The sequence below is a fragment of the Sphingobium sp. JS3065 genome (genome assembly GCF_026427355.1).
Classification (GTDB): Bacteria; Pseudomonadota; Alphaproteobacteria; order Sphingomonadales; family Sphingomonadaceae; genus Sphingobium.
In genome coordinates this window covers 1,820,206-1,842,059 of the sequence record NZ_CP102664.1, presented here as the reverse complement: position 1 = coordinate 1,842,059, position 21,854 = coordinate 1,820,206, and the positions used below count along the sequence as shown (strand labels likewise).

22 protein-coding genes are annotated in these 21,854 nt (G+C 64.3%); 7 read left to right on the top strand and 15 right to left on the bottom strand.

Annotated elements, in window-relative coordinates; genetic code table 11:
• Nucleotides 1-49 precede the first annotated feature (49 nt).
• Nucleotides 50-1,345, bottom strand: a complete 1,296-nt coding sequence (locus NUH86_RS08770; protein WP_267249149.1) for a S8 family serine peptidase — start codon at nucleotides 1,343-1,345, stop codon at nucleotides 50-52.
• 91 nt (nucleotides 1,346-1,436) lie between these two features.
• Here NUH86_RS08770 and NUH86_RS08765 point away from each other — a divergent pair, with 91 nt between their 5' ends.
• Complete coding sequence (locus tag NUH86_RS08765; protein ID WP_267249148.1) at nucleotides 1,437-1,925, top strand: RNA polymerase sigma factor; 489 nt, start codon at nucleotides 1,437-1,439, stop codon at nucleotides 1,923-1,925.
• A complete protein-coding gene (locus NUH86_RS08760; protein ID WP_267249147.1) occupies nucleotides 1,922-2,614 on the top strand; it encodes an anti-sigma factor family protein in 693 nt (230 codons plus the stop codon). Before NUH86_RS08765 ends, NUH86_RS08760 begins: the two co-directional genes overlap by 4 nt.
• A 52-nt stretch (nucleotides 2,615-2,666) precedes the next feature.
• On the opposite strand, the gene NUH86_RS08755 is transcribed toward NUH86_RS08760, so the two are convergent.
• From NUH86_RS08755 to NUH86_RS08730, 6 genes are all read right to left on the bottom strand, one after another.
• Nucleotides 2,667-5,453 (bottom strand): TonB-dependent receptor plug domain-containing protein, encoded by a 2,787-nt coding sequence (locus NUH86_RS08755; RefSeq protein WP_267249146.1) that lies wholly within the window; start codon nucleotides 5,451-5,453, stop codon nucleotides 2,667-2,669.
• An 81-nt stretch (nucleotides 5,454-5,534) separates the two neighbouring features.
• Nucleotides 5,535-6,299, bottom strand: a complete 765-nt coding sequence (locus NUH86_RS08750) for a metallophosphoesterase (protein WP_416365311.1) — start codon at nucleotides 6,297-6,299, stop codon at nucleotides 5,535-5,537.
• A 44-nt stretch (nucleotides 6,300-6,343) separates the two neighbouring features.
• Nucleotides 6,344-6,898, bottom strand: coding sequence for a dCTP deaminase (gene dcd, locus NUH86_RS08745; protein WP_267249144.1), 555 nt, complete (start codon nucleotides 6,896-6,898; stop codon nucleotides 6,344-6,346).
• Nucleotides 6,899-6,905: 7 nt separating this feature from the next.
• Nucleotides 6,906-7,364, bottom strand: a complete 459-nt coding sequence (locus tag NUH86_RS08740; RefSeq protein WP_267249143.1) for a cytidine deaminase — start codon at nucleotides 7,362-7,364, stop codon at nucleotides 6,906-6,908.
• Nucleotides 7,361-8,011 carry a glycoside hydrolase family 25 protein gene (locus NUH86_RS08735; RefSeq protein WP_416365310.1) on the bottom strand — a complete coding sequence of 217 codons (651 nt, stop codon included), beginning with the start codon at nucleotides 8,009-8,011 and terminating at the stop codon, nucleotides 7,361-7,363. The genes NUH86_RS08740 and NUH86_RS08735 overlap by 4 nt, the downstream gene beginning before the upstream one ends.
• A 47-nt stretch (nucleotides 8,012-8,058) precedes the next feature.
• The gene (locus NUH86_RS08730) at nucleotides 8,059-8,541 is read right to left on the bottom strand and encodes a UPF0262 family protein (RefSeq protein WP_267249142.1); all 483 of its coding nucleotides are present in this window, start codon (nucleotides 8,539-8,541) and stop codon (nucleotides 8,059-8,061) included.
• Nucleotides 8,542-8,677: 136 nt separating this feature from the next.
• Between NUH86_RS08730 and NUH86_RS08725 the strand changes: the two genes are divergently transcribed.
• Entirely contained in the window at nucleotides 8,678-10,159 is a 1,482-nt protein-coding gene (locus NUH86_RS08725) for a replicative DNA helicase (RefSeq protein ID WP_267249141.1), read from the top strand.
• A 46-nt stretch (nucleotides 10,160-10,205) separates the two neighbouring features.
• On the opposite strand, the gene NUH86_RS08720 is transcribed toward NUH86_RS08725, so the two are convergent.
• The 8 genes from NUH86_RS08720 to NUH86_RS08685 all read right to left on the bottom strand — a co-directional run bounded on the left by NUH86_RS08720 (nucleotide 10,206) and on the right by NUH86_RS08685 (nucleotide 17,663).
• On the bottom strand, nucleotides 10,206-10,598 hold the full coding sequence (locus tag NUH86_RS08720) for an MAPEG family protein (RefSeq protein ID WP_267249140.1): 393 nt from the start codon (nucleotides 10,596-10,598) through the stop codon (nucleotides 10,206-10,208).
• A gap of 90 nt (nucleotides 10,599-10,688) precedes the next feature.
• On the bottom strand, nucleotides 10,689-11,480 hold the full coding sequence (locus tag NUH86_RS08715; protein ID WP_267249139.1) for a phosphoadenylyl-sulfate reductase: 792 nt from the start codon (nucleotides 11,478-11,480) through the stop codon (nucleotides 10,689-10,691).
• Nucleotides 11,473-11,913, bottom strand: a complete 441-nt coding sequence (locus tag NUH86_RS08710; protein WP_267249138.1) for a DUF934 domain-containing protein — start codon at nucleotides 11,911-11,913, stop codon at nucleotides 11,473-11,475. Before NUH86_RS08710 ends, NUH86_RS08715 begins: the two co-directional genes overlap by 8 nt.
• Nucleotides 11,906-13,549: a nitrite/sulfite reductase gene (locus tag NUH86_RS08705; RefSeq protein ID WP_267249137.1), complete on the bottom strand. Its 1,644-nt coding sequence runs from the start codon at nucleotides 13,547-13,549 to the stop codon at nucleotides 11,906-11,908. The genes NUH86_RS08710 and NUH86_RS08705 overlap by 8 nt, the downstream gene beginning before the upstream one ends.
• A gap of 3 nt (nucleotides 13,550-13,552) precedes the next feature.
• Nucleotides 13,553-13,849: a DUF2849 domain-containing protein gene (locus NUH86_RS08700; protein WP_267249136.1), complete on the bottom strand. Its 297-nt coding sequence runs from the start codon at nucleotides 13,847-13,849 to the stop codon at nucleotides 13,553-13,555.
• The gene (gene cobA, locus NUH86_RS08695) at nucleotides 13,846-14,634 is read right to left on the bottom strand and encodes a uroporphyrinogen-III C-methyltransferase (protein ID WP_267249135.1); all 789 of its coding nucleotides are present in this window, start codon (nucleotides 14,632-14,634) and stop codon (nucleotides 13,846-13,848) included. The genes NUH86_RS08700 and cobA overlap by 4 nt, the downstream gene beginning before the upstream one ends.
• A 173-nt stretch (nucleotides 14,635-14,807) precedes the next feature.
• The gene (astD, locus tag NUH86_RS08690; protein ID WP_267249134.1) at nucleotides 14,808-16,241 is read right to left on the bottom strand and encodes a succinylglutamate-semialdehyde dehydrogenase; all 1,434 of its coding nucleotides are present in this window, start codon (nucleotides 16,239-16,241) and stop codon (nucleotides 14,808-14,810) included.
• Nucleotides 16,242-16,268: 27 nt separating this feature from the next.
• Nucleotides 16,269-17,663: a protein adenylyltransferase SelO gene (locus NUH86_RS08685; protein ID WP_267249133.1), complete on the bottom strand. Its 1,395-nt coding sequence runs from the start codon at nucleotides 17,661-17,663 to the stop codon at nucleotides 16,269-16,271.
• Between the two features lie 40 nt (nucleotides 17,664-17,703).
• Between NUH86_RS08685 and NUH86_RS08680 the strand changes: the two genes are divergently transcribed.
• The 4 genes from NUH86_RS08680 to NUH86_RS08665 all read left to right on the top strand — a co-directional run bounded on the left by NUH86_RS08680 (nucleotide 17,704) and on the right by NUH86_RS08665 (nucleotide 21,441).
• The gene (locus tag NUH86_RS08680; RefSeq protein ID WP_267249132.1) at nucleotides 17,704-18,573 is read left to right on the top strand and encodes an alpha/beta fold hydrolase; all 870 of its coding nucleotides are present in this window, start codon (nucleotides 17,704-17,706) and stop codon (nucleotides 18,571-18,573) included.
• Complete coding sequence (locus NUH86_RS08675; RefSeq protein ID WP_267249131.1) at nucleotides 18,566-19,732, top strand: glycosyltransferase family 4 protein; 1,167 nt, start codon at nucleotides 18,566-18,568, stop codon at nucleotides 19,730-19,732. Before NUH86_RS08680 ends, NUH86_RS08675 begins: the two co-directional genes overlap by 8 nt.
• Nucleotides 19,733-19,825: 93 nt before the next feature.
• Entirely contained in the window at nucleotides 19,826-21,229 is a 1,404-nt protein-coding gene (locus NUH86_RS08670) for an NAD(P)H-dependent flavin oxidoreductase (RefSeq protein WP_267249130.1), read from the top strand.
• Nucleotides 21,229-21,441 (top strand): DUF2093 domain-containing protein, encoded by a 213-nt coding sequence (locus NUH86_RS08665; protein ID WP_267249129.1) that lies wholly within the window; start codon nucleotides 21,229-21,231, stop codon nucleotides 21,439-21,441. The genes NUH86_RS08670 and NUH86_RS08665 overlap by 1 nt, the downstream gene beginning before the upstream one ends.
• Nucleotides 21,442-21,854 lie beyond the last annotated feature (413 nt).

Below are 21,854 nucleotides of genomic sequence, written 5' to 3'. Positions count from 1 at the left end.
TCCGATTTAATCCCGATCCCGCCGAGAAAATTTCACAAACCACTGAAATTCAGTCTATATTTCTGCATTCGCCGCAGATCACGCCTGGCCCGGCGCCGCGTTTCGCCTCTGCGCGCAGGGCGCCGACGCTGCCGGTGGCGAACAGGCGTCCCGCCACCAACGGCGCCGCGAAGGAGGTGCCCCGCACCTTGCCCTTGCCGCCATCGGGGCGCGCCGCATTCATGTCCGCTCCCGGCGCGGCGAAATCGACATGGCGCGCTCGCCCGGCTTCGGGCAGGATGCGCCCGCGCCCGTCAATGCCGGTGACGGCGATCACATCGGCATAGGAGGCCGGATAGGCCGGAGGCGCCGCCGGTCCGTCATTGCCGACCGCCGCGACCACGGTCACGCCCTTTTCCCGCGCCAGCCGGATCGCGCCCGCCAACAGCGGATTATCCGGTCCCACCAGGCTGACCGTCACCACGCTGGCCCCACGCGCGGCCATCCAGCCCAAGGCCCGCGCTATCGCAAAGGCGCCGCCGCCGCCGGGATCGTCGCCATAGACATCGGCCACCAGCAATGGGACGCCCGGCGCCGCGCCGCGTATGTTGCCCGCTCCGCTGATGAGCGACGCCACCGCTGTCCCATGCGCGCTGGCACGGGGCGCGCCGCGGGCGAAGCCCTGCTGCTCGACCGGGCCATTCAACGCCGGGTGACGGGCCACGCCCCCGTCGATCAGCCCTGCCGCCTTGCCCCGCACCGGACCCGTTCCGGCCAGGGCAGCGGCCGTCATCCCCATTGACGAACCGCTGGGGAAATAGAGATTGTCGGCGCTGGCCTGGGCTTCGGGAGCGATCGATCGCACCTGTTTCAAGGCGCGAGGCAGGCTGCGGCCCTTGGGCACGGTCAGTCGGGTGACGGGGAGGGCGAGTCCCTCGACCGTCGCATCCTCCACCCCATAGCCTGCGGAGCGCAGCGCTTCGATGCTCTTCTCCCGCGCACCGGTCAGCAATATGACGCCGCGCCGCGCCGGTTCGCGCCGGTCGTCCAGTTCCACCGAGTCCGCATGGCGCCGCAGCAGATCGCCGATCCGCGCCGCTCGCGCAGCCAATAGCCGATCCGCCAGACGAGCGGGCGACAGCCGGTCCAGCCCCGCCTGGTCCAGCCTTCCTTCCACCCGATCCAGTACATCGGGCACGACGCCGCCCACCTGCCCCAACGTGCCGCCGGGGGAGGGCAGCAACTGCGCCTGCGCGCCTGGCGCGGTCAGCAGCAGGCCGGCGACGATCCATGGGCGTGCGAATTTCATCTCGACCTCTCTACCACCGGCGCGTCTTCCGGTCCTTGCGCTCTCAAAATGATTCATCGTGAAAAAATTTCCGATACAAGATCCGTCCTCAGGGATGAAACGGAAGCGGACGGTCGTTTCATCCCTGACGGACAGAAATGGAGACCGGATGTCGTTCGAAAGCGATCTGTTGGCGATCCTGCCCCGGCTGCGGCGCTTTGCGGTCAGCCTGTCGCGGGACCGCGCCGATGCGGACGACCTCTGCCAGGCGGCGCTGGAAAGGGCGCTGCGGGCACGCGACCAATGGCAACCGGGGACGAGACTGGATAGCTGGATGTATCGGATCATGCGCAATCTCTGGATCGACGAGGGCCGCTCACGCCAGCGCGCCGCCCGGACCTTCGTGCCGGAAGAGGCGGGCGAGCATGTCGGCCATGCCGGCGACCGCGATGTGGAAGCGCATGTCATGCTTTCCGACGTGGATCGCGCCATGCACGCCTTGCCCGACGAGCAGCGGGAGGCCATCGCGCTCGTTCTGGTCGAGGGGTTGTCCTACAAGGAGGCGGCCGAGATATTGGGCATTCCCATGGGAACGCTGACGTCGCGGCTGGTGCGCGGGCGCGGTGCGCTGATAGAAGTGCTGGGGGAAGCGGCATGACGGACATCGATGAAGCCATGCTGATCGCCTGGGTCGACGGCGAGTTGGACGAAGTGACGCGGCGGCGCGTGGACCGCGCCGTGGCGGAGGATTCGGCGCTGGCTGAGCGGCTGAACATGCATATTCGCCTGCGCCAGCGGTTGTCGGGCCATTACGCCCCGGTCGAGGCGGAACCGGTGCCTGCCGGAATGCAGGCGCTGCTGGCGGAAAGCGCGAAGGTCGCCCCGATGGTCCGGCCTGCGCCGCGCTGGCGCTCCTGGGGCGCGGGCGGCGCGATTGCCGCCAGCCTTCTGCTGGGGTTGGGCATCGGCCATTGGTCTGGCGGTCCCGGCGGCCCGATCGCGGTCGAGAATGGCGTCATGGTGGCGCAGGGCGCCTTGGCGACCGCGCTCGACACGCAACTGGCTTCCGCGCAGGAGGGCTTGCCGGTCAGGATCGGCCTCAGCTTCCAGCGCAGGGGCGGCGGCTGGTGCCGCAGTTTCGAAGGGCAGGCGGTTTCAGGTGTCGCTTGTCGCGAAGGAGAGGGCTGGCAGGTGCAGCAACTGGTGCCGGGAACGGGGCGGGAGACGGATTATCGTCAGGCCTCATCCGGCGATGCGCGCATCATGGCGACGGTCGATGCCTTAATGGATGGCGTCCCGCTCGACGCCGCGCAGGAGAAGGCGGCGAAGGAACAGGGGTGGCGTTAGAACAGGGCAGCCATGGGCGGGGAGGGGGCATCCGCGCCAACCGTTGCTTCGGTCAGAATTCGAAGTTCAACCGACCGTAATAAAAGCCCCCGCTGACGCCATAGGGCGAATATTGATTGTAGAGCGAGAAGCCGTTGCCTTGCAATATGGGCAGCAATTTGTCGGGATAGCTGTTGAACAGATTATTGGCGCCCGCCGTCAGCCTGATGCCCTTGCGCAGTTCCATCCCGGCTTCCAGATCGACGATGATCTTCGGGTCGATCTCCGCATCCAGCGAAGACGTGGTCGGGTGGACCATCGTCACCTTGCCATAACGGGTTGCGCGCAGGTTCAGGCTGGCCGGTCCCTTTGTCCAGAGGATGTTGGCGATGAACTTTTCGCGTGGCGTGCCCTTGGTGAAATCGCCCCGTTTAGAGCGGCCGATCAGCGTCAGGTCGGAACTGGCCAGCACGGGCGGCACGGCATCGACATGGGTGAAGACGGTCTTGTTGAAATTGGCCGACAGGCTGAACACCGCATGGCCCAGATCGCTGAGGTCGGCGCGCCAGGTGCTGACCACGTCCAGCCCCCGCGTCCGCGTATCGGCGGCGTTGGAGAAGTAGAAGCCGCCCGCCGAGGAGGTGATGCCCGCCGCCGCCAGCACGTTGCGCACCAGCGGCCCTTGCAGGGTTTCGGAAAGGAGAATGCGGTCCCTGATCCTGATCTGATAGGCATCGACCGTGATGTTGAGGCGCGTCGTGGGCGTGAGGACGATGCCAGCGGACAGGTTCCTCGATTTTTCCGGCTTCAGCGGCGTGGCCCCCAACGCGACGGCGGCGGGGGAATCCACCGGCAGCGCCGACACGGGCAACAGCACGCCGCCGACATTGATGGTGCTGGCGGAGGAATAATGCTGCTGTTGCAGCGTCGGGGCGCGGAAGCCGGTGCTGGCCGTGCCGCGCAGCGCCAGGCCGCGCACCGGCTCGATGCGCAGCGAAGCCTTGCCGGTGTCGGTGGTGCCGAAGTCGGAATAATCCTCATGCCGCCCCGCCAGAGCGACTTCGACACCCTCCGCGACCTGCTGTTCCAGGTTCAGATAGGCGCTCCAACTGTGGCGGTTCCATTTCCCTGCGGAGGAGAGCGGAAAGCCCGTCACGCCCTGCGATCCGGAGGTGCGCAGCACGCCCGCATTGGCGCCGCCGGTCGACCGATAGCCGCCGTCGACATAGGATTCTGGGTCGCCCGCGCCGATGGCGTAGCCGTTCCAGCGATATTCCGCGCCCAACGCCGCCAGCAGCGGTTCGGCCAGTCCCAGGTCGACCATTTTCCGGATGTCGAGATTGGTCGTCCACTCTTTCGACGTGACGGAACCGATATGCATGTCGGTCGGGCTTGCCGGGCCGAGCGATGCGTTGAGGACGGAGTTTTCCCGATATTTCACCCAGTCGCGGGCGAAGCTGCTGGACAGGTCATAGTGGAACGTGTCCGACAGATCGCCGCGCAGCCCTGCCGCCGCCTGGAAATCCTCATCATAGATATGGAGATGGGGGCTGTAGCCGTTGGGGAAGAGTTCCGGGATGTTGTTCGGCGCATCGGGGAAGCGATAGGTCAGCCAGGCGTCGCTGTGCCGCCGCGATGCCGTGCCGAACAGGTAGAATTCCACCATGTCGTTCACCGGCAGGGACAGGTCATAGGCGAAGTTGACGCCGGAAACCTGCGGCTGGCCGCCCTTGTTGACATTGCGGTCGACGGTCGCCTCCCGCGGGTCGAGCGCGCCGGTGGTGGAGGAATAGAGCTGGCCCATCCGTGCGTAGAACAGGCCGGGATTGGGCGCGCTGCGATAGGTGCGCCCCTGAAGATAGGCGTCCAGCGTGAAATGGACATGGCCGCCGTCACCGATGCGGAAGCCTTTGCTGATCTGGAACCGGCCCTGTTCGCCGCCGCCGTCCGCCGTGGCGCCGCTCAGGAAGGCGGCGGTGCCGCTGGCGTCGTCCTTCAGCAGGATGTTGACCACGCCCGCGATCGCGTCCGACCCATATTGGGCCGAGGCTCCGTCGCGCAGCACCTCTATCCGTTCGATGGAGGAGGAAGGGATGAGGTCCAGGTCCGGCGGCGACTGGCCGTTCTGGGTCGTGCCGTTGATGAAGAGGGTCGCCGTATTGTGCCGCCGCTTGCCGTTCACCAGAACCAGCAACTGGTCCCCCGCAAGCCCGCGCAGCGACAGCGTCTTGACCGCGAAGCTGGCCCCGGCGCCGCTGTTCGACACGTTGATCGACGGCACCAGCGTTCCCAGCAGGTCGCGGACAGACTGCTTGCCGCTGGCTTCCAGATCCCTGGCGCTCAGCACGTCGATGGGGGCCAGGCTTTCCGCGACGGTGCGCGTGGTCTGGCGGGTGCCGGTGACGATGATGGGGGTCGACGCTTCCTCCGCCTCGGTCCCCGGCGTCATGGAGACCGGCGCCGCCGCGCCGGCCACGCCGACCTGAGCTAACTGGACCGCCAGGGGACTGCGGCGGGTGGTGCTGCGATTCGCCGGGATGATGAGGGCGACGACCCCCACGCCCGCCTCGCTATGTTTGAATGCGGTTCCGGCCAGCAACCGGTCCAGCGCGTCGTCGGTCGACAGCCAGCCCTGGACGCGCCGGCTGCGGATGGCGACGACTTCGTCATAGGGGAACAGGATGCGCACGCCCGATTGCGCCGATAGCTGACGCAGGGCGCTGCTCAGCGGCTGAGGCGCAATGTCGAACTTGTGGCGTTGCGACAGCGCCGCGTCGGTTTTCGAAGCCGCCATAAGATCCACGGGCGACCCAAGGCAGGCGGTAAGGGCGACCCTCGCCAATGCATGGCGAATACGCATCGATAGTTCCCCTGTGGCTGTCGGCATTATTTGCCGTTCCGATCTTCCAACGAAGAAAGGGCGGCGATCCGCCATGCGCGATCAGGCGCCGGTTTGCAGAAACCAGCGCCGATCTTCCTCCAGTCCGATCGCGGTCAGCCGGCCGGTGCGGAAGGCGCCGGTGTCGATGCCGATCCGGTTGGGTTGAACGTCCACATCCTCGCTGATGTTGTGGCCGTGGACGATCATCTTGCCGAAGTGTCGCCGGTGGTTCAGGAAATCGCCCCTGATCCAGCGCAGATCACCGGGAATCTGCGCGTCGAGGGCGATGCGCGGCCGCACCCCGGCATGCACGAACAGATAGTCGCCCAGCGGCAGCATGTCGGGAAAATCGTCCAGGAAATCGACATGGGCGCGGGAGATGTGCGTCAGCATCCATTGCGCCAGCGCCTCATCGTTCATGGCCGCGCTCTCATCGGCCGCCAGGCCGTAGCTGGCCAGCGTCTCCACCCCCCCCAGGCGCCGGAAATAGCGCGCCGCCTGCGCGCTGCCCCGCGCCGCCGCGATGAACATTTCCTCATGATTGCCCTTGATGAAGCGGACATGCTCATCCGATCGCGCCAGTTCCATCGCCCGCTCGACGACCTGCGCCGATTGCGGTCCGCGGTCCACCAGATCGCCCAGCAGGATCAGCAGCCGGGGCAGGGGAGGGCGATGGGCATCATCCTGCGCGATCCTGTCCAGTAATTCTGCAAACAGATCGTCCCGGCCATGAATGTCGCCGATCGCATAGACGCGCACGTTTCCGCCCACGCTGGGGGCGCGCATGTCCCCAGGCACTTTCCGGCGGCGAAAGGGCATCAGCATGGCGGGCAGCGCTCACATATCATGCTCGCCAGTCTCGCATGGCATCAAAGGCGCGGCAATGTGACGCCCTGCTGCCCCATATATTTGCCGGCACGGTCGGCATAGCTGGTCTCGCACGGCTCATTCCCCTTGAGGAACAGGAACTGGCAGGCGCCCTCATTGGCGTAGATTTTGGCGGGCAGCGGCGTGGTGTTGGAAAATTCCAGCGTCACATGGCCTTCCCAGCCCGGTTCCAGCGGCGTGACGTTCACGATGATGCCGCACCGCGCATAGGTGGACTTGCCCAGACAGATGACCAGCACGTCGCGGGGCACCCGGAAATATTCGACCGTCCGCGCCAGCGCGAAGCTGTTGGGCGGGATGATGCAGCAGTCGGTCTTGCGGTCGACGAAGCTGTTCGCCGCGAAATCCTTGGGGTCCACCACGGCGCTGTCGACATTGGTGAAGATCTTGAATTCGTCCGCCACCCGCGCATCATAGCCGTAGGAGGACAGGCCATAGCTGATGCAGCCGTCGCGCCGCTGGCTCTCCACGAACGGTTCGATCATGCCGTTGGTCTGGGCCTGTTCGCGAATCCATTTATCCGACAATATCGACATGGCTGGTTCAGCTCTTTCCGGGATTGACGCCCAGGTCCACGGGACCGAAGGCATGAGGCAATAATTCAGCGACGCTATGTTGGACCACCGCGACCCCATCCGGCGCCGCGCAGTAGATGGCGAGCGTCCTTCCGGCCATCTGCTCGGCTTCGTTCATGATCTGGCGGCACCGGCCGCAGGGCGTGACGATGGCGTCGCCCGCAATGGAGCCATCCGCCCCCATGGCGCCCCCGACGACCGCGATCGCCTCCACATCGGCCATGCGGCCCTGCGCATTGACCGTCGCCAGCGCCACCGTTTCCGCGCAGAGCGAAAGGCCATAGCTCGCATTTTCGAAATTGCAGCCGGTGACGATCCGTCCGTCGGTCAGCCGCACGGCAGCGCCGACGGCAAAGCGGCTATAGGGCGCGTGGGCGTTCGCCATCGCCCCGCGCGCCGCCTCGATCAGTTCTTCCGTTCCGCTCATCGCGGCATCACATCCCATCTCACCGGACCGTCGATGCCGTCGATATGCCGCATATCGCTGGCTGTCCACATCACCCATTTGCGCTTTTCGCTATCGGGAGGAAAGAAGTTGCGATCCAGCCACAATGTCCGATTGATCCCGGATGCAATGCCATATTGCGCATCGAAATCGTCGCTGACGTTCAGGACGACCGGCGTGCCGGAATGGCTTTCGATCAGATTGATCAGCGTATTCAATTCCGACAGCACCGCATCCTGCCCCGGCCGCGCCCGGCAGCCCGGCTCGAACGCCAGTCGGATCACGGGCGGCAGGGCGGCATTGTCGCGCGGCACCATGGTTATGAATCCGGTCGCCTGATCGCTGGCCTTCGCGCACAGGCTGAAATCGAGCGATGCGCCATAGCGCATGCCCGCTGCCCGCGCCCCCGCCCAATTGGCCTCGAACGCCGGATCGCGGAACCGCCCGTCGCTGGCCGCGCGGATATAGGCGAAATCCGTGCCCTGCGCCGCCAGCGTGCCCCATTCGATGGTCCCGTTGTCGGATGATATGGAAACGCCCTGGGTCGGAAATTCTTCCCGGTCCGGCGCCCAGTCGCGGGCATAAAGCCACGCACCCAGGACCAGCAGTCCCAGAACGGCGAAAACCACGCAAAAACGGCCCAGCAACTGGCCGGCACTAATGATACGGATGCCCCTTACCCCTTGATGTGCAGGACGCAGATCAGCGTGAAGAGGCGACGGGCCGTGTCGAAGTCGACCTTGATCTTGCCCTCCAGCCGCTCGATCAGCGTCTCGGCGGCGGCATTGTGGATGCCCCGGCGCGCCATGTCCACCGTTTCGATCTGCTGCGGCGATGCGTTGCTGATCGCCTGATAATAGCTGTCGCAGATCGCGAAATAGTCGCGGATCGGGCGGCGGAAACGGCCCAGGCTCAGGATGATGGCCTCCAGCGGATCGCCATTCTCCCGCCGGATCTCGATGACCAGCCGCCCTTCCTCGACGCGCAGATGCACCTTGTAGGGACCGGCATAGCCGTCCTCATGCACCCGTTGCGGTGCGAAATAATTGTCTTCCAGCAGGTCGAAAATGGCGATGCGCCGTTCCTGCTCCACATCGGCGTTGCGCCAGAGGATCGTCCGCTCGTCGAGCGTGATATCGATGATGCGCGGATCGGCCATGGACGCTATGGTCAGTGCGGCGGCGCACCCGGAAAAGCAACTGGGAAAAGCAGGAGGAATTCTTGTCCACAGCTTTTCCAAATGCTTTCAACCTTCCGCCTTGCATGGGTCCGTGCGCGGCGCGATGAGGGGAGCGATGGTTGAACTGGTCCAAATGAATAACCCCGCCGAAACAGGCGTCACCGAACTTCCCCGTAACGTCGAGGCGGAGGCCGCGCTGCTTGGCGCGTTGATGATCGACAATCGCATCGCCGAAGATGTGCAGTTGAAGTTGAAACCCGAACATTTCTTCGAACCGCTGCACGGCCGCATATATGAATCCGTGATGAAGCTGGTCGAGCGTGACATGGTCGCGAACCCGGTCACGCTGAAACCGATGCTGGAGCAGGATCCGGCGCTCAAGGAACTGGGCGGCGTCGGCTATCTGGCGCAATTGACGGGCAATGGCGCGGCGTTGCTGGGTGCGCGGGATTTCGCGACGCAGATATATGATCTGGCGCTTCTGCGGCAGCTTGTACAGGTCGGCCGTGAACTGGTTGAAAATGCCCTGGATACCAGCGAGGATGTGAATCCCCGCGAGCAGATAGAGCAGGCCGAAGTGGCGCTCTACAAGGTGTCGGAAGGGGAGGGTGAAAGCGGATCGGTCAAGAGCTTCGCCACCGCCACCACCATGGCGGTGCAGGTCGCGGAGCGCGCCCTCAACAGCGGCGGCCATGTGTCGGGCATCACCACCGGTATCAACAGCCTGAACGAGAAAATCGGCGGCATGCACAATTCGGACTTGATGATCCTGGCGGGTCGTCCGGGTATGGGCAAGACCTCGCTTGCCACCAATATCGCCTATAATACCGCCTCGCGCTGGCTGCGGGACAATGCCGACGGCATTCCGCCCGAAAAGAATATGGGTGCGAAAACGGCCTTTTTCAGCCTGGAAATGTCCGCGGATCAGCTAGCGACTCGCGTGCTGGCCGAACAGTCGGGCATCAGCGGCGAAGCGTTGCGCATGGGCAAGATCAGCCGGTCCGATTTCCAGAATCTCTCCCGCGCGGCGCGGGAGTTGCAGGAATTGCCGCTGTTCATCGACGATACGCCGGGCCTGACCATTGCGGCGCTGCGCACCCGCGCCCGTCGGTTGAAGCGCCGCCATGATATCGGCTTCGTCGTGGTCGACTATCTCCAATTGCTCCAGGGTACTGGAAAGGGAGACAACCGCGTCAATGAAATTTCTGAAATTTCCCGTGGCTTGAAGACGCTGGCGAAGGAATTGAACTGCCCGGTCCTGGCGCTGTCCCAGCTCAGCCGCGCCGTCGAGCAGCGTGAGGACAAGCGGCCGCAGCTTTCCGACCTGCGCGAATCAGGCTCGATCGAGCAGGACGCGGACATGGTCTGGTTCGTGTTCCGCGAGGATTATTATGTCGCCGCCAAGGAGCCGGGGAACAAGGAAAGTTCCGAACATCTGGAATGGGCGCAGGAAATGGAGCGCATCTACGGCCTGGCCGAGTTGATCGTGGCGAAGCAGCGCCACGGCTCCACCGGCCGCATCCGCATGAAGTTCGATGCGAAGATCACGCGCTTCTCGGACTTGGCGGAAGGCAGCTATATGGAGGATTATGATTGATCGCCCCGATCCTGCCCCCAACATATGATGGGGAGAGGCAAGGCGATCAGCTTACGAGAGCCTGGAAAACCAGCCCCAGTCCCACGAGGCTCGCCAGATGGACCAGTGTCCGCAACGCCGGGATGCCCATACCGTAAAGCGGCAGATATATGATGCGGGCACCCAGCCAGAGCCAGCCGCCAACCGCCGTCATATCGCTGGTCTTGCCCGCGACCACCACGCCCAGCAGGGTGATGATGGCGATCGGATAAGTCTCCAGAAAATTCGCCTGCGCCCGCACCAGCCGCCCGCCGACAGCGTTAAGGGGCGGCAACTCCTCGTCACGCGCGCCCATATTCCATTTCGTGCCATATTGCCGCGTCTTGATGTGGGCGGCCGCGAAGATATGTACCAGCAGCAGCAAGCAACTCCACGCCAATATCTTCAATTCAACGGCCATATCGCCCTCCCCCGATCAATTGGTCGTGAAAACAATGGAGGCGATACAAAAATCCTCCCCGGCGCCGGGTGTGGGGAGGATTGGAAGGCCTCAGAATACCGGCTGGTTGGCCGGATCGTCCGGATCGGCCGCAGGGGCGGGGATCGGCGTCACCGGCGAGTGAATCCCGCACTCCACCTTGTCCCACCCGCGCCAGCGCCCGGCGCGGGGGTCTTCGCCCGGCAGCACCTTGGACGTGCAGGGTTCGCAGCCGATCGACAGATAGCCCTGCGCCTCCAGCGGATGGCGGGGCAGCTTCTCCGCCTCGAACCAGGCCTCCAGATCGTCCTTGGTCCAATCGCCCAGCGGATTGATCTTCAGCCGCCCATCCTCGATCTCGAAGCGGGGCAGGTTCTGGCGCGTCACCGACTGGAACGCCTTGCGCCCGGAAATCCAGGCATCCAGGCCATCCTTGGCGCGGTTCATCGGCTCGACCTTGCGGATTTCGCAGCAGCCGTCGGGATCGTAGGACCAGCGCAGGCCGGTTTCGTCCTTCTGCGCCAGCACGTCCGCATGGGGCGCGACCGCCCGGCTGTCGGTGAAGCCCAGCGTCCTGATCAGCGTCTCGCGATAATCCAGCGTCTCGGCGAACATCTTCAGCGTATCGACGAAGATCACAGGCACCGTCCTGTCCGCTTTGGCGATCAGCGACAGCAGCACCGCGCTTTCGGTGCCGAAGGAGGAGACGACGGCGACATTCCCCGCCAGCCCTTCGGCAAAGACGGTCTTGAGCATCGACAGCGTGTCGACGCCCTCGAAACGCGCATTCAGCGTGTCCGCGTCGGCCTGGGTAAAGGCGGGACGGGCGTCGATCACGTCAATCCGGCGGGCAGGTTCAGCCATTCGCAGTCTCCGGGTGCCGTTTCGCCCAGACCGGGCGGCGGCCGTCGACGGTCTTCTGATAGACGTCGGCATAGCGGTTGAGGGCGCGTTCCACGGCGGCATCGTCCAGCGCCTTGTCGGGCCGGAAGCTGTCGAAACCGCAGCGGCGCATCGCGACGATCTGGTCTACCAGCACATCGCCCATGGCGCGCAGTTCGCCCTGATATCCGGCCTCACGCAAAATCCGCGCCGCCGAATAGCCGCGCCCGTCGCCATAGGCGGGGAAGTTCACCTCGACCAGCGACAGCCGGTCGAGATAAGGCAGCAATTCGCGCGCATCCTCGCCCGCTTCGATCCGCACGGCGGTCGAGTTGGACTGGCCGGTGAAGGATTCGACCGTCACGGCGGGTTCCTGCGTGGCTTCGCCTTTGCGGAAGGACAGGAACTCAACCATAGATCGCCTCCTTAAAGGGCTTCATGCCAAGACGGCGATAGGTGTCGAGAAAGCGTTCGCCTTCCTCCCGCTCGGCAAGATAGAGGTTCGTGACCTTCTCGATGGCGTCGACCACGCCGTCCTCGGAAAAGCCGGGGCCAGTGATCTGGCCGACGCTGGCATCCTCCGCGCCCGATCCGCCAAGGGAAAGCTGGAAATTCTCCACGCCCTTCCGGTCCACGCCCAGCACGCCGATATGCCCCGCATGGTGGTGGCCGCAGGCGTTGATGCAGCCGGAAATCTTGACCTTCAGTTCGCCCAGATCCTTCTGGCGTTCTATCGAGCCAAAACGCTCCGACAGCTTCTGCGCCAACGGGATCGACCGGGCATTGGCCAGGCTGCAATAATCAAGGCCAGGGCAGGCGATGATGTCGGTGATCAGGTCCAGATTGGCTTCGGCCAGCCCGGCCTCATCCAGCTTCTGCCAGATGGCGTAAAGGTCCGCCTTCTTCACATGCGGCAGGACGAGGTTCTGCGCGTGGGTCACGCGCAGTTCGTCGAGCGAATAGGTTTCGGCCAGATCGGCCACCAGTCCGATCTGCTCCGCCGAAGCATCGCCCGGAATCCCGCCGCGCGGTTTCAGGCTGATATTGACGATGGCATAGCCCGGCTGTTTGTGCGCCGCGACCTGACGGTCCACCCAGAGGGCAAAGGCCGGATCGGAAAGGTCCAGATCGTCGCTCAGGCCCGTCTCATATGCCGGTCCCGCGAAGAAGGGCCGGATGCGGTCCAGTTCCTCGGTCGGCGGATTGAGACCGAGTTCGCGCATATGCGCATATTCTTCCTCGACCTGTCGCTTATATTCCTCGACGCCCAGTTCGTGGACCAGGATCTTGATCCGCGCCTTATACTTGTTGTCGCGGCGGCCGTAGCGGTTGTACACGCGCAGGCACGCTTCCAGATAGGAGACGATCTCCTCCTCCGGCACAAAATCCCTGATTTGCGGCGCAACCATCGGCGTGCGGCCCATGCCGCCGCCGGCATAGACTTCCGCGCCGATTTGTTTTCCGTTCGGGCCGTCCCGCGATACCAGTTTCAGGCCGATGTCATGCAACCGCATGGCGGCGCGATCTTCCTCATTGGCGATCACGCAAATCTTGAACTTGCGCGGCAGATAGGTGAATTCCGGATGGAAGGTCGACCATTGGCGCAGCAATTCCGCCCAGGGGCGGGGATCGGTCACTTCGTCGGCGGAAACGCCCGCATATTGATCGGACGAGATATTGCGGATGCAATTGCCGCTGGTCTGGATGGCGTGCATCTCGACCGTGGCGAGTTCGGCCAATATGTCCGGCGCGTCGGCCAGCTTGATCCAATTATATTGCAGGTTCTGCCGCGTGGTGAAATGGCCGTAACCCTTGTCATATTTCGCCGCGATCTCGCCCAGCTTGCGCATCTGCCTGCCCGACAGCGTGCCATAGGGGATGGCGACGCGCAGCATATAGGCGTGCAATTGCAGGTAGAGGCCGTTCATCAGCCGCAGCGGCTTGAACTGATCCTCGGTCAGATGCCCGGCCAGGCGGCGTTGCACCTGATCGCGAAATTCCTCGACCCGGGCGTCGACGATGGACTGGTCGTAGCTGTCGTAACGATACATGGTTCAGATCACCCAGTTGCCGGCGTCGGCGTTATTCGGTTTCAGCGTCAGGTCGGGGCGCACGGTCGGCCCCAGGGCGCGGATGCGGTCCTTGATATGCGCGGGGCGCACGCCCTCCTCATCGACGGTCGCGTCGATCACATAGGCGCCGACGACGCGCAGCGCGGCTTCCTCCGCCCGCGCCAGTTCGTCGCCCTTGTCGCCCACGTCGACGGAATCGCCGACCTGCCGCGACCAGCCGTCGCCCGCCCACCAGATCACGTCCCCGGTGCCCAGGTCATTGCCGGTCAAAATCTTCACGAAAGCATCTCCGCCCCATTGTTCATCTGCGCGGCCCAACCCGCCAGCACATCCTGCGCCAGCGCATAGGCCGCCACTTCACCCACCACGATCAGCGCCGGACTCTTGACCTTTTCCCGCGCCATCATGTTGCCCAGATCGGCCAGCAAGGTGCGCAGGGTCCGCATGTCGGCGCGTGTGCCGTTTTCCAGCACCGCCACCGGAATTCCCGGCGACACGCCGTCCGCGATCAGCTTGTCGGCGATGTCCGCCGCCGTCGCCACGCCCATATAGATGACGAGCGTGCGGCCCGCGCCCGCCAATCCCGACCAGTCCTGATCGGTCAGCCCCTTGCATTGGCCCGCGACGAAGGTCACGGCGCTCGCCGCATCGCGATGGGTAAGGGGCAATTGCGCCTGCGCCGCGCAGCCGATGGCCGCGCTGATCCCCGGCACGATCTCGACCGGAACGCCTGCGTCGCGGCAGGCCTCCATCTCTTCGCCGCCGCGCCCGAAGATGAAGGGATCGCCGCCCTTCAGCCGCACGACTTTCCGCCCCGCCTGCGCCAGTTCGACCAGCAGGGCGTTGATCCCATCCTGCGGCACGGAATGGCGGCTGCGCTTCTTGGCGACCGAGATCAGCTCAGCATGCGGAGAGGCGAGCGCCAATATCTCGGTCGAAACCAGCCCGTCATGCACGATCACCTCCGCCTCTCCGATCAGGCGCGCGGCGCGCAAGGTCAGCAGTTCCGGGTCGCCCGGACCCGCGCCGACAAGATGGATAAGGGCAGGTGGAGTTTCAGCCATGCTCGGCAAATGGCGAAAGCGGCCAATGGATTCAATCCAGAATGCTTTGTCCGGCACGTAGGAAAATTTGGGGAGGGGTTAATTTAACTCCCTCCGCTTTCCGGCATCCCGGCGCTGGAATCCAGCATAGCCTCACGAGATCCCAGCTTTCGCTGGGATGGCGAAGGGGGGCGTCAATCCCCCATCGCGCCGGTGTCGATGTCCTTCAATCCCACGCCAATGGATGCGCGGGGCTGTTCGATCTCCACCGAAACCACCGGATAGGCGCAATAGTCCGCCGCATAATAGGCGCTTGGGCGATGGTTGCCCGAAATCCCGATGCCGCCGAAGGGCGCGGATGAAGAAGCGCCATTGGTCGGCCGGTTCCAGTTGACGATCCCCGCACGGATATTGGCCCAGAACTGGTTATATTGCTCCGGCGATCCGCCGACCAGCGCCGCCGACAGCCCATAGCGGGTGTTGTTCGCCTCCCTGATCGCCGATTCGAAATCCGGCACGCGGATGACCTGCAGCAAAGGCCCGAACAATTCGATATCCGGCCGTTCCGCCATGGCGGTCACGTCTATGATCGCCGGAGTCAGGAAGGGCAGTCCCTTGGCCGTGCGGACCATATGCTTGATCGGCCTGCCGCCGTTGCTCATCAGGTAAAGGAAACTCTCGGTCAGTTGATCCGCCGCCTGATTGTCGATCACCGGCCCCATATAGGGCGCGGGGTCGGCATGGGGATGGTCTATGATCAGCCGGTCGGCCAGCCTCTTGACCTCCGCGATCAGCGTGTCGGCCAACTCTTCCTTGACGATCAGCCTGCTCGCCGCCGTGCAGCGCTGCCCGCTCGACAGGAAGGCGGATTGCACGATCAGCACCGCCGCGCTGGCGATGTCGGCCGTGTCCCAGGCGACGATAGGATTGTTGCCGCCCATTTCGAGCGCCAATATCTTTCCCGGATTGGCCGCGAACTGCCGGTTGATGGCGATGCCGGTCTGCGCCGATCCGGTGAACAGCACGCCGCCCACATCGGGGTGCGCGGCCAGCGCCTTGCCTTCATCCGGCCCGCCCAGCACCAGGCGCACGGCATCCTCCGGCACGCCCGCTTCATGGTAGAAGCGCACCAGCATCTCGCCCACGGCGGGCGTCTTTTCCGACGGCTTGAACAGCACGGCGTTGCCCGCCAGCAGCGCAGGGATGATATGTCCGTTGGGCAGATGCGCCGGGAAATTATACGGCCCCAGCACCGCCATCACGCCATGGGGCTTGTGCCGGACCGACTGGCGCGCGCCCATGGCTGCTTCCAGCCGCCTTTGCCCGGTCCGTTCCGAAAAGGCGGCGACGGAAATGTCGACCTTGTTCATCACCGCCGTGACTTCGGTGCGCGCATCCCACAGCGGCTTGCCGGTTTCCCGCGCGATCAGGTCGGCCAGCGCCTCTTCATTGGCGCGCACGACATTGACGAAGCGGCGCAGCGTTTCGATGCGGTAGGCGATGGGCTGCGCGGCCCATTTGGGCCAGGCGTCGCGGGCGCGGGCGACTTCCGCCTCCACGTCGCTGGCAGTCCCCTGCCACAAAAGAGCACCAGTGGCGGGTTCCATCGAAGTCAGCGTGGCGGACATGGTGCAGATATGGAGGATAATGGGGCGTTAGGGAAGGGGTGGCGCATCGCCCAGCGCATCGCCCATGCGGCGGATCGCGGCCACCTTGGCGTGGAGGGGCGCCCAGTCGTCTCCCTCGGCAATAGCGCTCCAGATAGCCTCCACCTCATCGATATGCATGGAGCAGGGGGTGGCATCTTCCCAATAGGAATGATCCTTCGGCCCGCTGGCCTCAAATCCCGCGATGGCTTCCCGGAATCCAGCCCATTCCTCGTCCGCATAGGGCGCGCCGTCTCGCGGATCGCTGCCGCGCCAGTCCTGAAAGAAACGATCGATCGGCGTCTCGCTCGCGATCATGCCGCGCACCGCCGCCTCGACCATGGCGGAGGCATCGCCGTTCTGCACGACGCCCAGCCGCCAGCAGAAGCGCCGGGTCATCGCCTCGCCATAAAGCGCGGGAAAGCGCTCAAGTTGCGCGATCAGCGGTTCCGCCTCCACCAGGGGGCGCAGCGACACGGCCAGTTGCGCCACGTCCCAGTGGATCGCTTCCGCCTGCCGTCCGAAAGCATAGAGCCCGGCATGATCGAAATAGGCTGCGGTAAAGCCCGGCTCCCACAGCGGTGTGAACCGCCAGGGTCCATAATCGAAGCTTTCGCCCGTCACATTGATATTGTCGCTGTTGAGCACGCCATGGACAAAGCCCGCGACCATGTAGCTCGCCGCCAGATCGGCGGCGCGCTCCACCACGCGGCCCAGCAATTGCGCGGGCGGATTGTCGCCCGGTACCTCGCCGTACAGCCTGGTCAGGGCATAGTCGGTCAGCCGCTCCAGCAAGCCCTTGTCATTGAAATAGGCCGCCCGCTGGAACGACCCGATGCGGATATGCGAATGGCTCAATCGCACCATGGCGGCGCCGCGGGTAGGGGAGGGTTCGTCATTGCGCTCCAATGCCTCGCCCGTCTCGATGATGGAGAAGGTCTTGGACGTGTTGACGCCCAAGGCCTCCAGCATCTCGGTCGCCAATATCTCGCGCACGCCGCCTTTCAACGTAAGCCGCCCGTCCCCGAACCGGCTGTAGGGCGTCTGGCCCGACCCTTTCGTACCCAGGTCCAGCAACCGACCTGCTCCATCCCGCACCTGTGCGAACAGGAAGCCGCGCCCGTCGCCGATATCGGGATTGTACACGCGAAACTGATGCCCATGGTAACGCAGCGCCATCGGCCCCGGCAGCGATCCTTCCAGCGGCGCGAACCGTCCGAAATGCGCCACCCACTGCTCGTCGCTCAGTTCGCCAAGTCCCACTGTCGGCGCCCAGCGGTCGTTGCGGAAGCGCAGGGTCGCTTGCGGAAAATCCGCTGCCGCGACCGGATCGGCGAAATCGGGTTGCAGCGCGGCGATTTCATTCGCGGGGCTATATTTGGCGGGTTGCAGGGTAGAGCGCATGCGGCGATATGGGGGATGCAGGGTGGAAGGATCAAGCAGCTTGAGCAGCTATAGCGACGGATATTGGTGGTCCCCCGACGGGCTGAGGCTCCATTATCGCGATTATGCAGGCGGGGAGGATGGCCGTCCGCCCTTGCTCTGCCTGCCGGGCCTGACCCGCAACGCCCGCGATTTCGAGCCGCTCGCCGCCCGTTTGGCCGGTGATTGGCGCCTGATCTGCCCGGACATGCGCGGCCGCGCCGAAAGCGCGCAGGCGAAAGACCCGATGACCTATGTCCCGCTCACCTATTTGCAGGACATCAGCCGGTTGTTGGCGGATCTTGCCGTCACCCGCTTCGTCGCCATCGGCACGTCTCTGGGCGGCATCATCACCATGCTGATCGCCGCGACCCATCGGGAATGGCTGGCGGGCGCGCTGCTCAACGATGTCGGGCCGACGCTGGAGGAGGCGGGGCTTGCCCGCATCCGCACCTATGTCGGCATCGGCCAGTCGCATCCCAGTTGGGTCCATGCCGCCCGCGCGCTGGAGGAATCGAACCGCGACATCTATCCGGCCTATGGCCTCGACCAATGGCTTGCCATGGCGAAGCGGCTTTACCGGCTTACCAGCGCGGGCCGCATCGTCCTTGACTATGACATGCGCATTGCCGAACCCCTGCGCGTGGCCAGCGATGAAGCCGGGGTCGACATGTGGCCGGTGATGCGGGCCTTTCGCGGCATTCCAACGCTGCTGCTGCGCGGGGAGCGTTCCGACCTGCTGTCCGCCGCCACGGCCGAACGCATGGCACAGGAAATCGGCCCCGACGCGGAGCTGGCGACCATCCCCCATGTCGGCCATGCCCCGGTCCTCGACGAACCGGCTTCGGCCTTCGCCATCGACAGGCTGCTGGCGCGGGTTCTGAATGGCTGAAGCGGTTTTCAGGGCGGGAAGATCAGGGGGAACGAACGATCCGCCCCGGCTGCTTCACGTCCATGGCAGCTTCTCGCTAGGCGGCAAGGAAGCCCGCGCCGTGCGCCTGATGAACCTGTGGGGCGACCGCGTCCGTCACAGCATCGTCAGCGCGGCGCCGCATCTGATGAGCGCCCGTGACGCCATCGATCCCGCCACGCCAGCCGATTTTCCCGATCCGCCCCCGCTGACAGGCAAGCCGAGCCTGAAGCGGTTCAAGGCGATCGCGCAATTCCTGTCGGGCTACGACCTCATCCTCAGCTATAATTGGGGGGCGATGGACGCCGTGATGGCGCATCGCATCCATGCCAAATCCCTCGACCTTCCGCCGTTGATCCATCATGAGGACGGCTTCAACGCGGACGAAGCGACCGGCCTCAAGCCGCAGCGCAACCTCTACCGCCGCCTCGCGCTCCAGCGCGCTCATGCGCTGGTCGTCCCTTCCATCCGGCTGGATGCCGTCGCCCGCCAGGTCTGGCGGCAGCCTGCCGCCAGGGTCCATCTGATCCGCAACGGCATCGACACTGCCCGCTATGCGCAACCGCCCGCGCCGGACGCCATAGCGGCGCTCCACCGCACCCCCAGCAAGCTGGTGGTCGGCACGCTGGCCGGTCTTCGCGCCGTCAAGAACATCCCGCGCCTCGTCCGCGCCGTCGCCCCGCATCGCGACCGGCTGCAATTGGCGGTGGTGGGGGAGGGGCCGGAACGCGACGCCATATTGGTCGAGGCCAACGCCCATGGCGTCGACATCTGCATGGCGGGTTTCCTCAGCGAACCCTGGCGCTTCATCGGCCTGTTCGACATTTTCGCCCTCTCCTCCGACAGCGAACAATTCCCCGTCTCGCTGATAGAGGCGATGGCGGCGGGGTTGCCCATAGCCGCCATGGACGTGGGCGATGTCGCCCATATGGTCGCGCCGGAAAACGGGCCGTTCGTTGTCTCTGACGAGGCGGGCCTTGCCGCCGCCATTGGCGTTCTTGCCCGCGACCCGGCCTTGCGCCAGCGCCTGGGGGAAGCCAACCGGCACCGCGCCCAGCGCGATTTCACCGAATCCGCTATGGTTGACGCCTATGCAACCCTTTACGGCGAGGCACTATCCAGCCCCTCCATTTTAAGGTAGGGCGCGGCCAAATATTCGTCATTCCACTGCAAAGCTGTTATAGGGCGGCATTTAAGTGGTCGGGGCCACGGGATTTTTGCGCGGGAGATTGCGTTGTTCAAGGGGTTGAAGCCCATCATCTATGGCGGCCGCGAAGTGTGGCCGCTGGTCGAGGGCGGCAAGGGGGTAGCCGTTTCCAACCATGCCAGTTCCGGCGCATGGGCCGCGGCCGGGGGGATCGGCACGGTGTCGGCGGTGAATGCGGACAGCTATGACAGTTTCGGCAACGTCATCCCGCAAATCTATCATGGCCGCACCCGGCGCGACCGTCATGAGGAACTGATCGCCTATGCCATCGACGGCGCGGTCGAACAGGTGAAGCGCGCCTTCGAGATCGCGGGCGGCAAGGGCGCGATCAACATCAACGTCCTCTGGGAAATGGGCGGGGCGCAGCGCGTCCTGCACGGCGTCCTTGAAAAGACCAGGGGCATGGTGGCGGGCGTCACCTGCGGCGCGGGCATGCCGTACAAGCTGTCCGAAATCGCTGCATCCTATGGCGTCAACTATCTGCCTATCGTCAGTTCGGGCCGCGCCTTCCGCGCCCTCTGGAAACGCGCCTATTCCAAGGCTTCGGAATGGCTGGCGGCGGTGGTCTATGAAGATCCCTGGCTGGCGGGCGGGCATAACGGCCTGTCCAACGCCGAAGACCCGCGCGCACCCCAGGACCCCTATCCCCGCGTCCGCGACCTGCGCGCCACGATGCGCGAAGGCGGCATTTCGGACGATGTGCCGATCGTCATGGCGGGCGGCGTCTGGGCGCTCAAGGACTGGAACGACTGGATCGACAATCCCGAACTGGGCGCGATCATGTTCCAGTTCGGCACCCGTCCGCTGCTGACGCAGGAAAGCCCGATCCCGCAGCTCTGGAAGGAGCGGTTGATGCAGTTGGAGCCGGGCGACGTGCTGCTGCACCGCTTCTCGCCCACCGGCTTCTATAGTTCGGCGGTCCGCAATCCCTTCCTGCGCCTGCTGGAGGCGCGTTCGGAACGGCAAATTCCCTTCAGCACCGAACAGGCGGGCGATCATACGCATCAGCTCGACGCCGGGGTGAAGGGCAAGAATTTCTGGGTGACGCGGGGCGACCTGCTGCGCGCCCGCGAATGGGTGGGGCAGGGCTTCACCTCCGCGCTCAAGACGCCGGACAACACGCTGGTCTTCGTGACCGAAGAGGAAAAGGCCGAAATCCGCAAGGATCAGACCGATTGCATGGGCTGCCTCAGCCAGTGCGCCTTCTCAAGCTGGATGGACAGCGAGACCAACTCCACCGGCCGTCTGGCCGACCCGCGCAGCTTCTGCATCCAGAAGTCGCTGCAGGAGGCCGTCCATGGCGGCGACCTTGACAAGAATCTGCTCTTCGCGGGCCATGGCGCCTATAAGTTCAAGCAGGATCCCTTTTATTCGAACGGGTTCGTGCCGACCGTGAAGCAGCTTGTCGATCGCATCCTGACCGGCGACTGATGGCGGATATCCAGGGACTGGCGGTGCTGCATTACGACACGCCGCATTTCGACATCGTGCGTCCGGGCCAGTTCGTGCTGTGCGCCGTTTCGGGCGCGCGAATCGAGCTTGACGACCTTAAATATTGGAGCGCGGAGTTTCAGGAAGCGTATCGGGGGCCGATGGAGGCGACCCGGTCCTTTCTGAAGCATCGGGGGCAAATTTTCGACTAAAGTTTATCCTGTCCAAACTTGACCCTTTTCCTGCTTGGCATGCTGCGCTTTCGTCTGCCCCGCTATGCTCAAGGTTTTGATTTTATAAGAAAACCGTCGAATTTTCTCCTTGGCTGGCGGATTTCGGTTGTGTTACGAAACTAAATTCAAGATGTGAATTTTCAATTTATCGCATTTTTTGAGCGTTTGATCGCACTTATCCTATTCCTTGGAACGCTCTAATGGTTTATCGTTTCTGAACGAAGCGACAAAGATCGCTCGGCCAAGGAAGGATGTGAGTGATGTCGCGTATCGACATTTTCGGTGATCGACTTTGTGTAGTGACAAGCCTGCTGATCGTGGGCTGGTTCATCTACAATGTGGCGTTCTGAGGAACGCATCTCACCGCGCTCTTTCGCCGGAATTCCCTTCCC

Coding starts and splice junctions, on each gene's coding strand:
- dcd (WP_267249144.1), bottom strand. CDS start 6,898: ATGTCGATATTGTCGGATAAATGGATTCGCGAACAGGCCCAGACCAAC.
- NUH86_RS08730 (WP_267249142.1), bottom strand. CDS start 8,541: ATGGCCGATCCGCGCATCATCGATATCACGCTCGACGAGCGGACGATC.
- NUH86_RS08770 (WP_267249149.1), bottom strand. CDS start 1,345: ATGAATCATTTTGAGAGCGCAAGGACCGGAAGACGCGCCGGTGGTAGA.
- NUH86_RS08760 (WP_267249147.1), top strand. CDS start 1,922: ATGACGGACATCGATGAAGCCATGCTGATCGCCTGGGTCGACGGCGAG.
- NUH86_RS08715 (WP_267249139.1), bottom strand. CDS start 11,480: ATGGCTGAACCTGCCCGCCGGATTGACGTGATCGACGCCCGTCCCGCC.
- astD (WP_267249134.1), bottom strand. CDS start 16,241: ATGTCCGCCACGCTGACTTCGATGGAACCCGCCACTGGTGCTCTTTTG.
- NUH86_RS08725 (WP_267249141.1), top strand. CDS start 8,678: ATGGTTGAACTGGTCCAAATGAATAACCCCGCCGAAACAGGCGTCACC.
- NUH86_RS08665 (WP_267249129.1), top strand. CDS start 21,229: ATGGCGGATATCCAGGGACTGGCGGTGCTGCATTACGACACGCCGCAT.
- NUH86_RS08755 (WP_267249146.1), bottom strand. CDS start 5,453: ATGCGTATTCGCCATGCATTGGCGAGGGTCGCCCTTACCGCCTGCCTT.
- NUH86_RS08685 (WP_267249133.1), bottom strand. CDS start 17,663: ATGCGCTCTACCCTGCAACCCGCCAAATATAGCCCCGCGAATGAAATC.
- NUH86_RS08765 (WP_267249148.1), top strand. CDS start 1,437: ATGTCGTTCGAAAGCGATCTGTTGGCGATCCTGCCCCGGCTGCGGCGC.
- NUH86_RS08705 (WP_267249137.1), bottom strand. CDS start 13,549: ATGTATCGTTACGACAGCTACGACCAGTCCATCGTCGACGCCCGGGTC.
- NUH86_RS08710 (WP_267249138.1), bottom strand. CDS start 11,913: ATGGTTGAGTTCCTGTCCTTCCGCAAAGGCGAAGCCACGCAGGAACCC.
- NUH86_RS08740 (WP_267249143.1), bottom strand. CDS start 7,364: ATGAGCGGAACGGAAGAACTGATCGAGGCGGCGCGCGGGGCGATGGCG.
- NUH86_RS08750 (WP_416365311.1), bottom strand. CDS start 6,299: ATGCTGATGCCCTTTCGCCGCCGGAAAGTGCCTGGGGACATGCGCGCC.
- NUH86_RS08675 (WP_267249131.1), top strand. CDS start 18,566: ATGGCTGAAGCGGTTTTCAGGGCGGGAAGATCAGGGGGAACGAACGAT.
- cobA (WP_267249135.1), bottom strand. CDS start 14,634: ATGGCTGAAACTCCACCTGCCCTTATCCATCTTGTCGGCGCGGGTCCG.
- NUH86_RS08720 (WP_267249140.1), bottom strand. CDS start 10,598: ATGGCCGTTGAATTGAAGATATTGGCGTGGAGTTGCTTGCTGCTGCTG.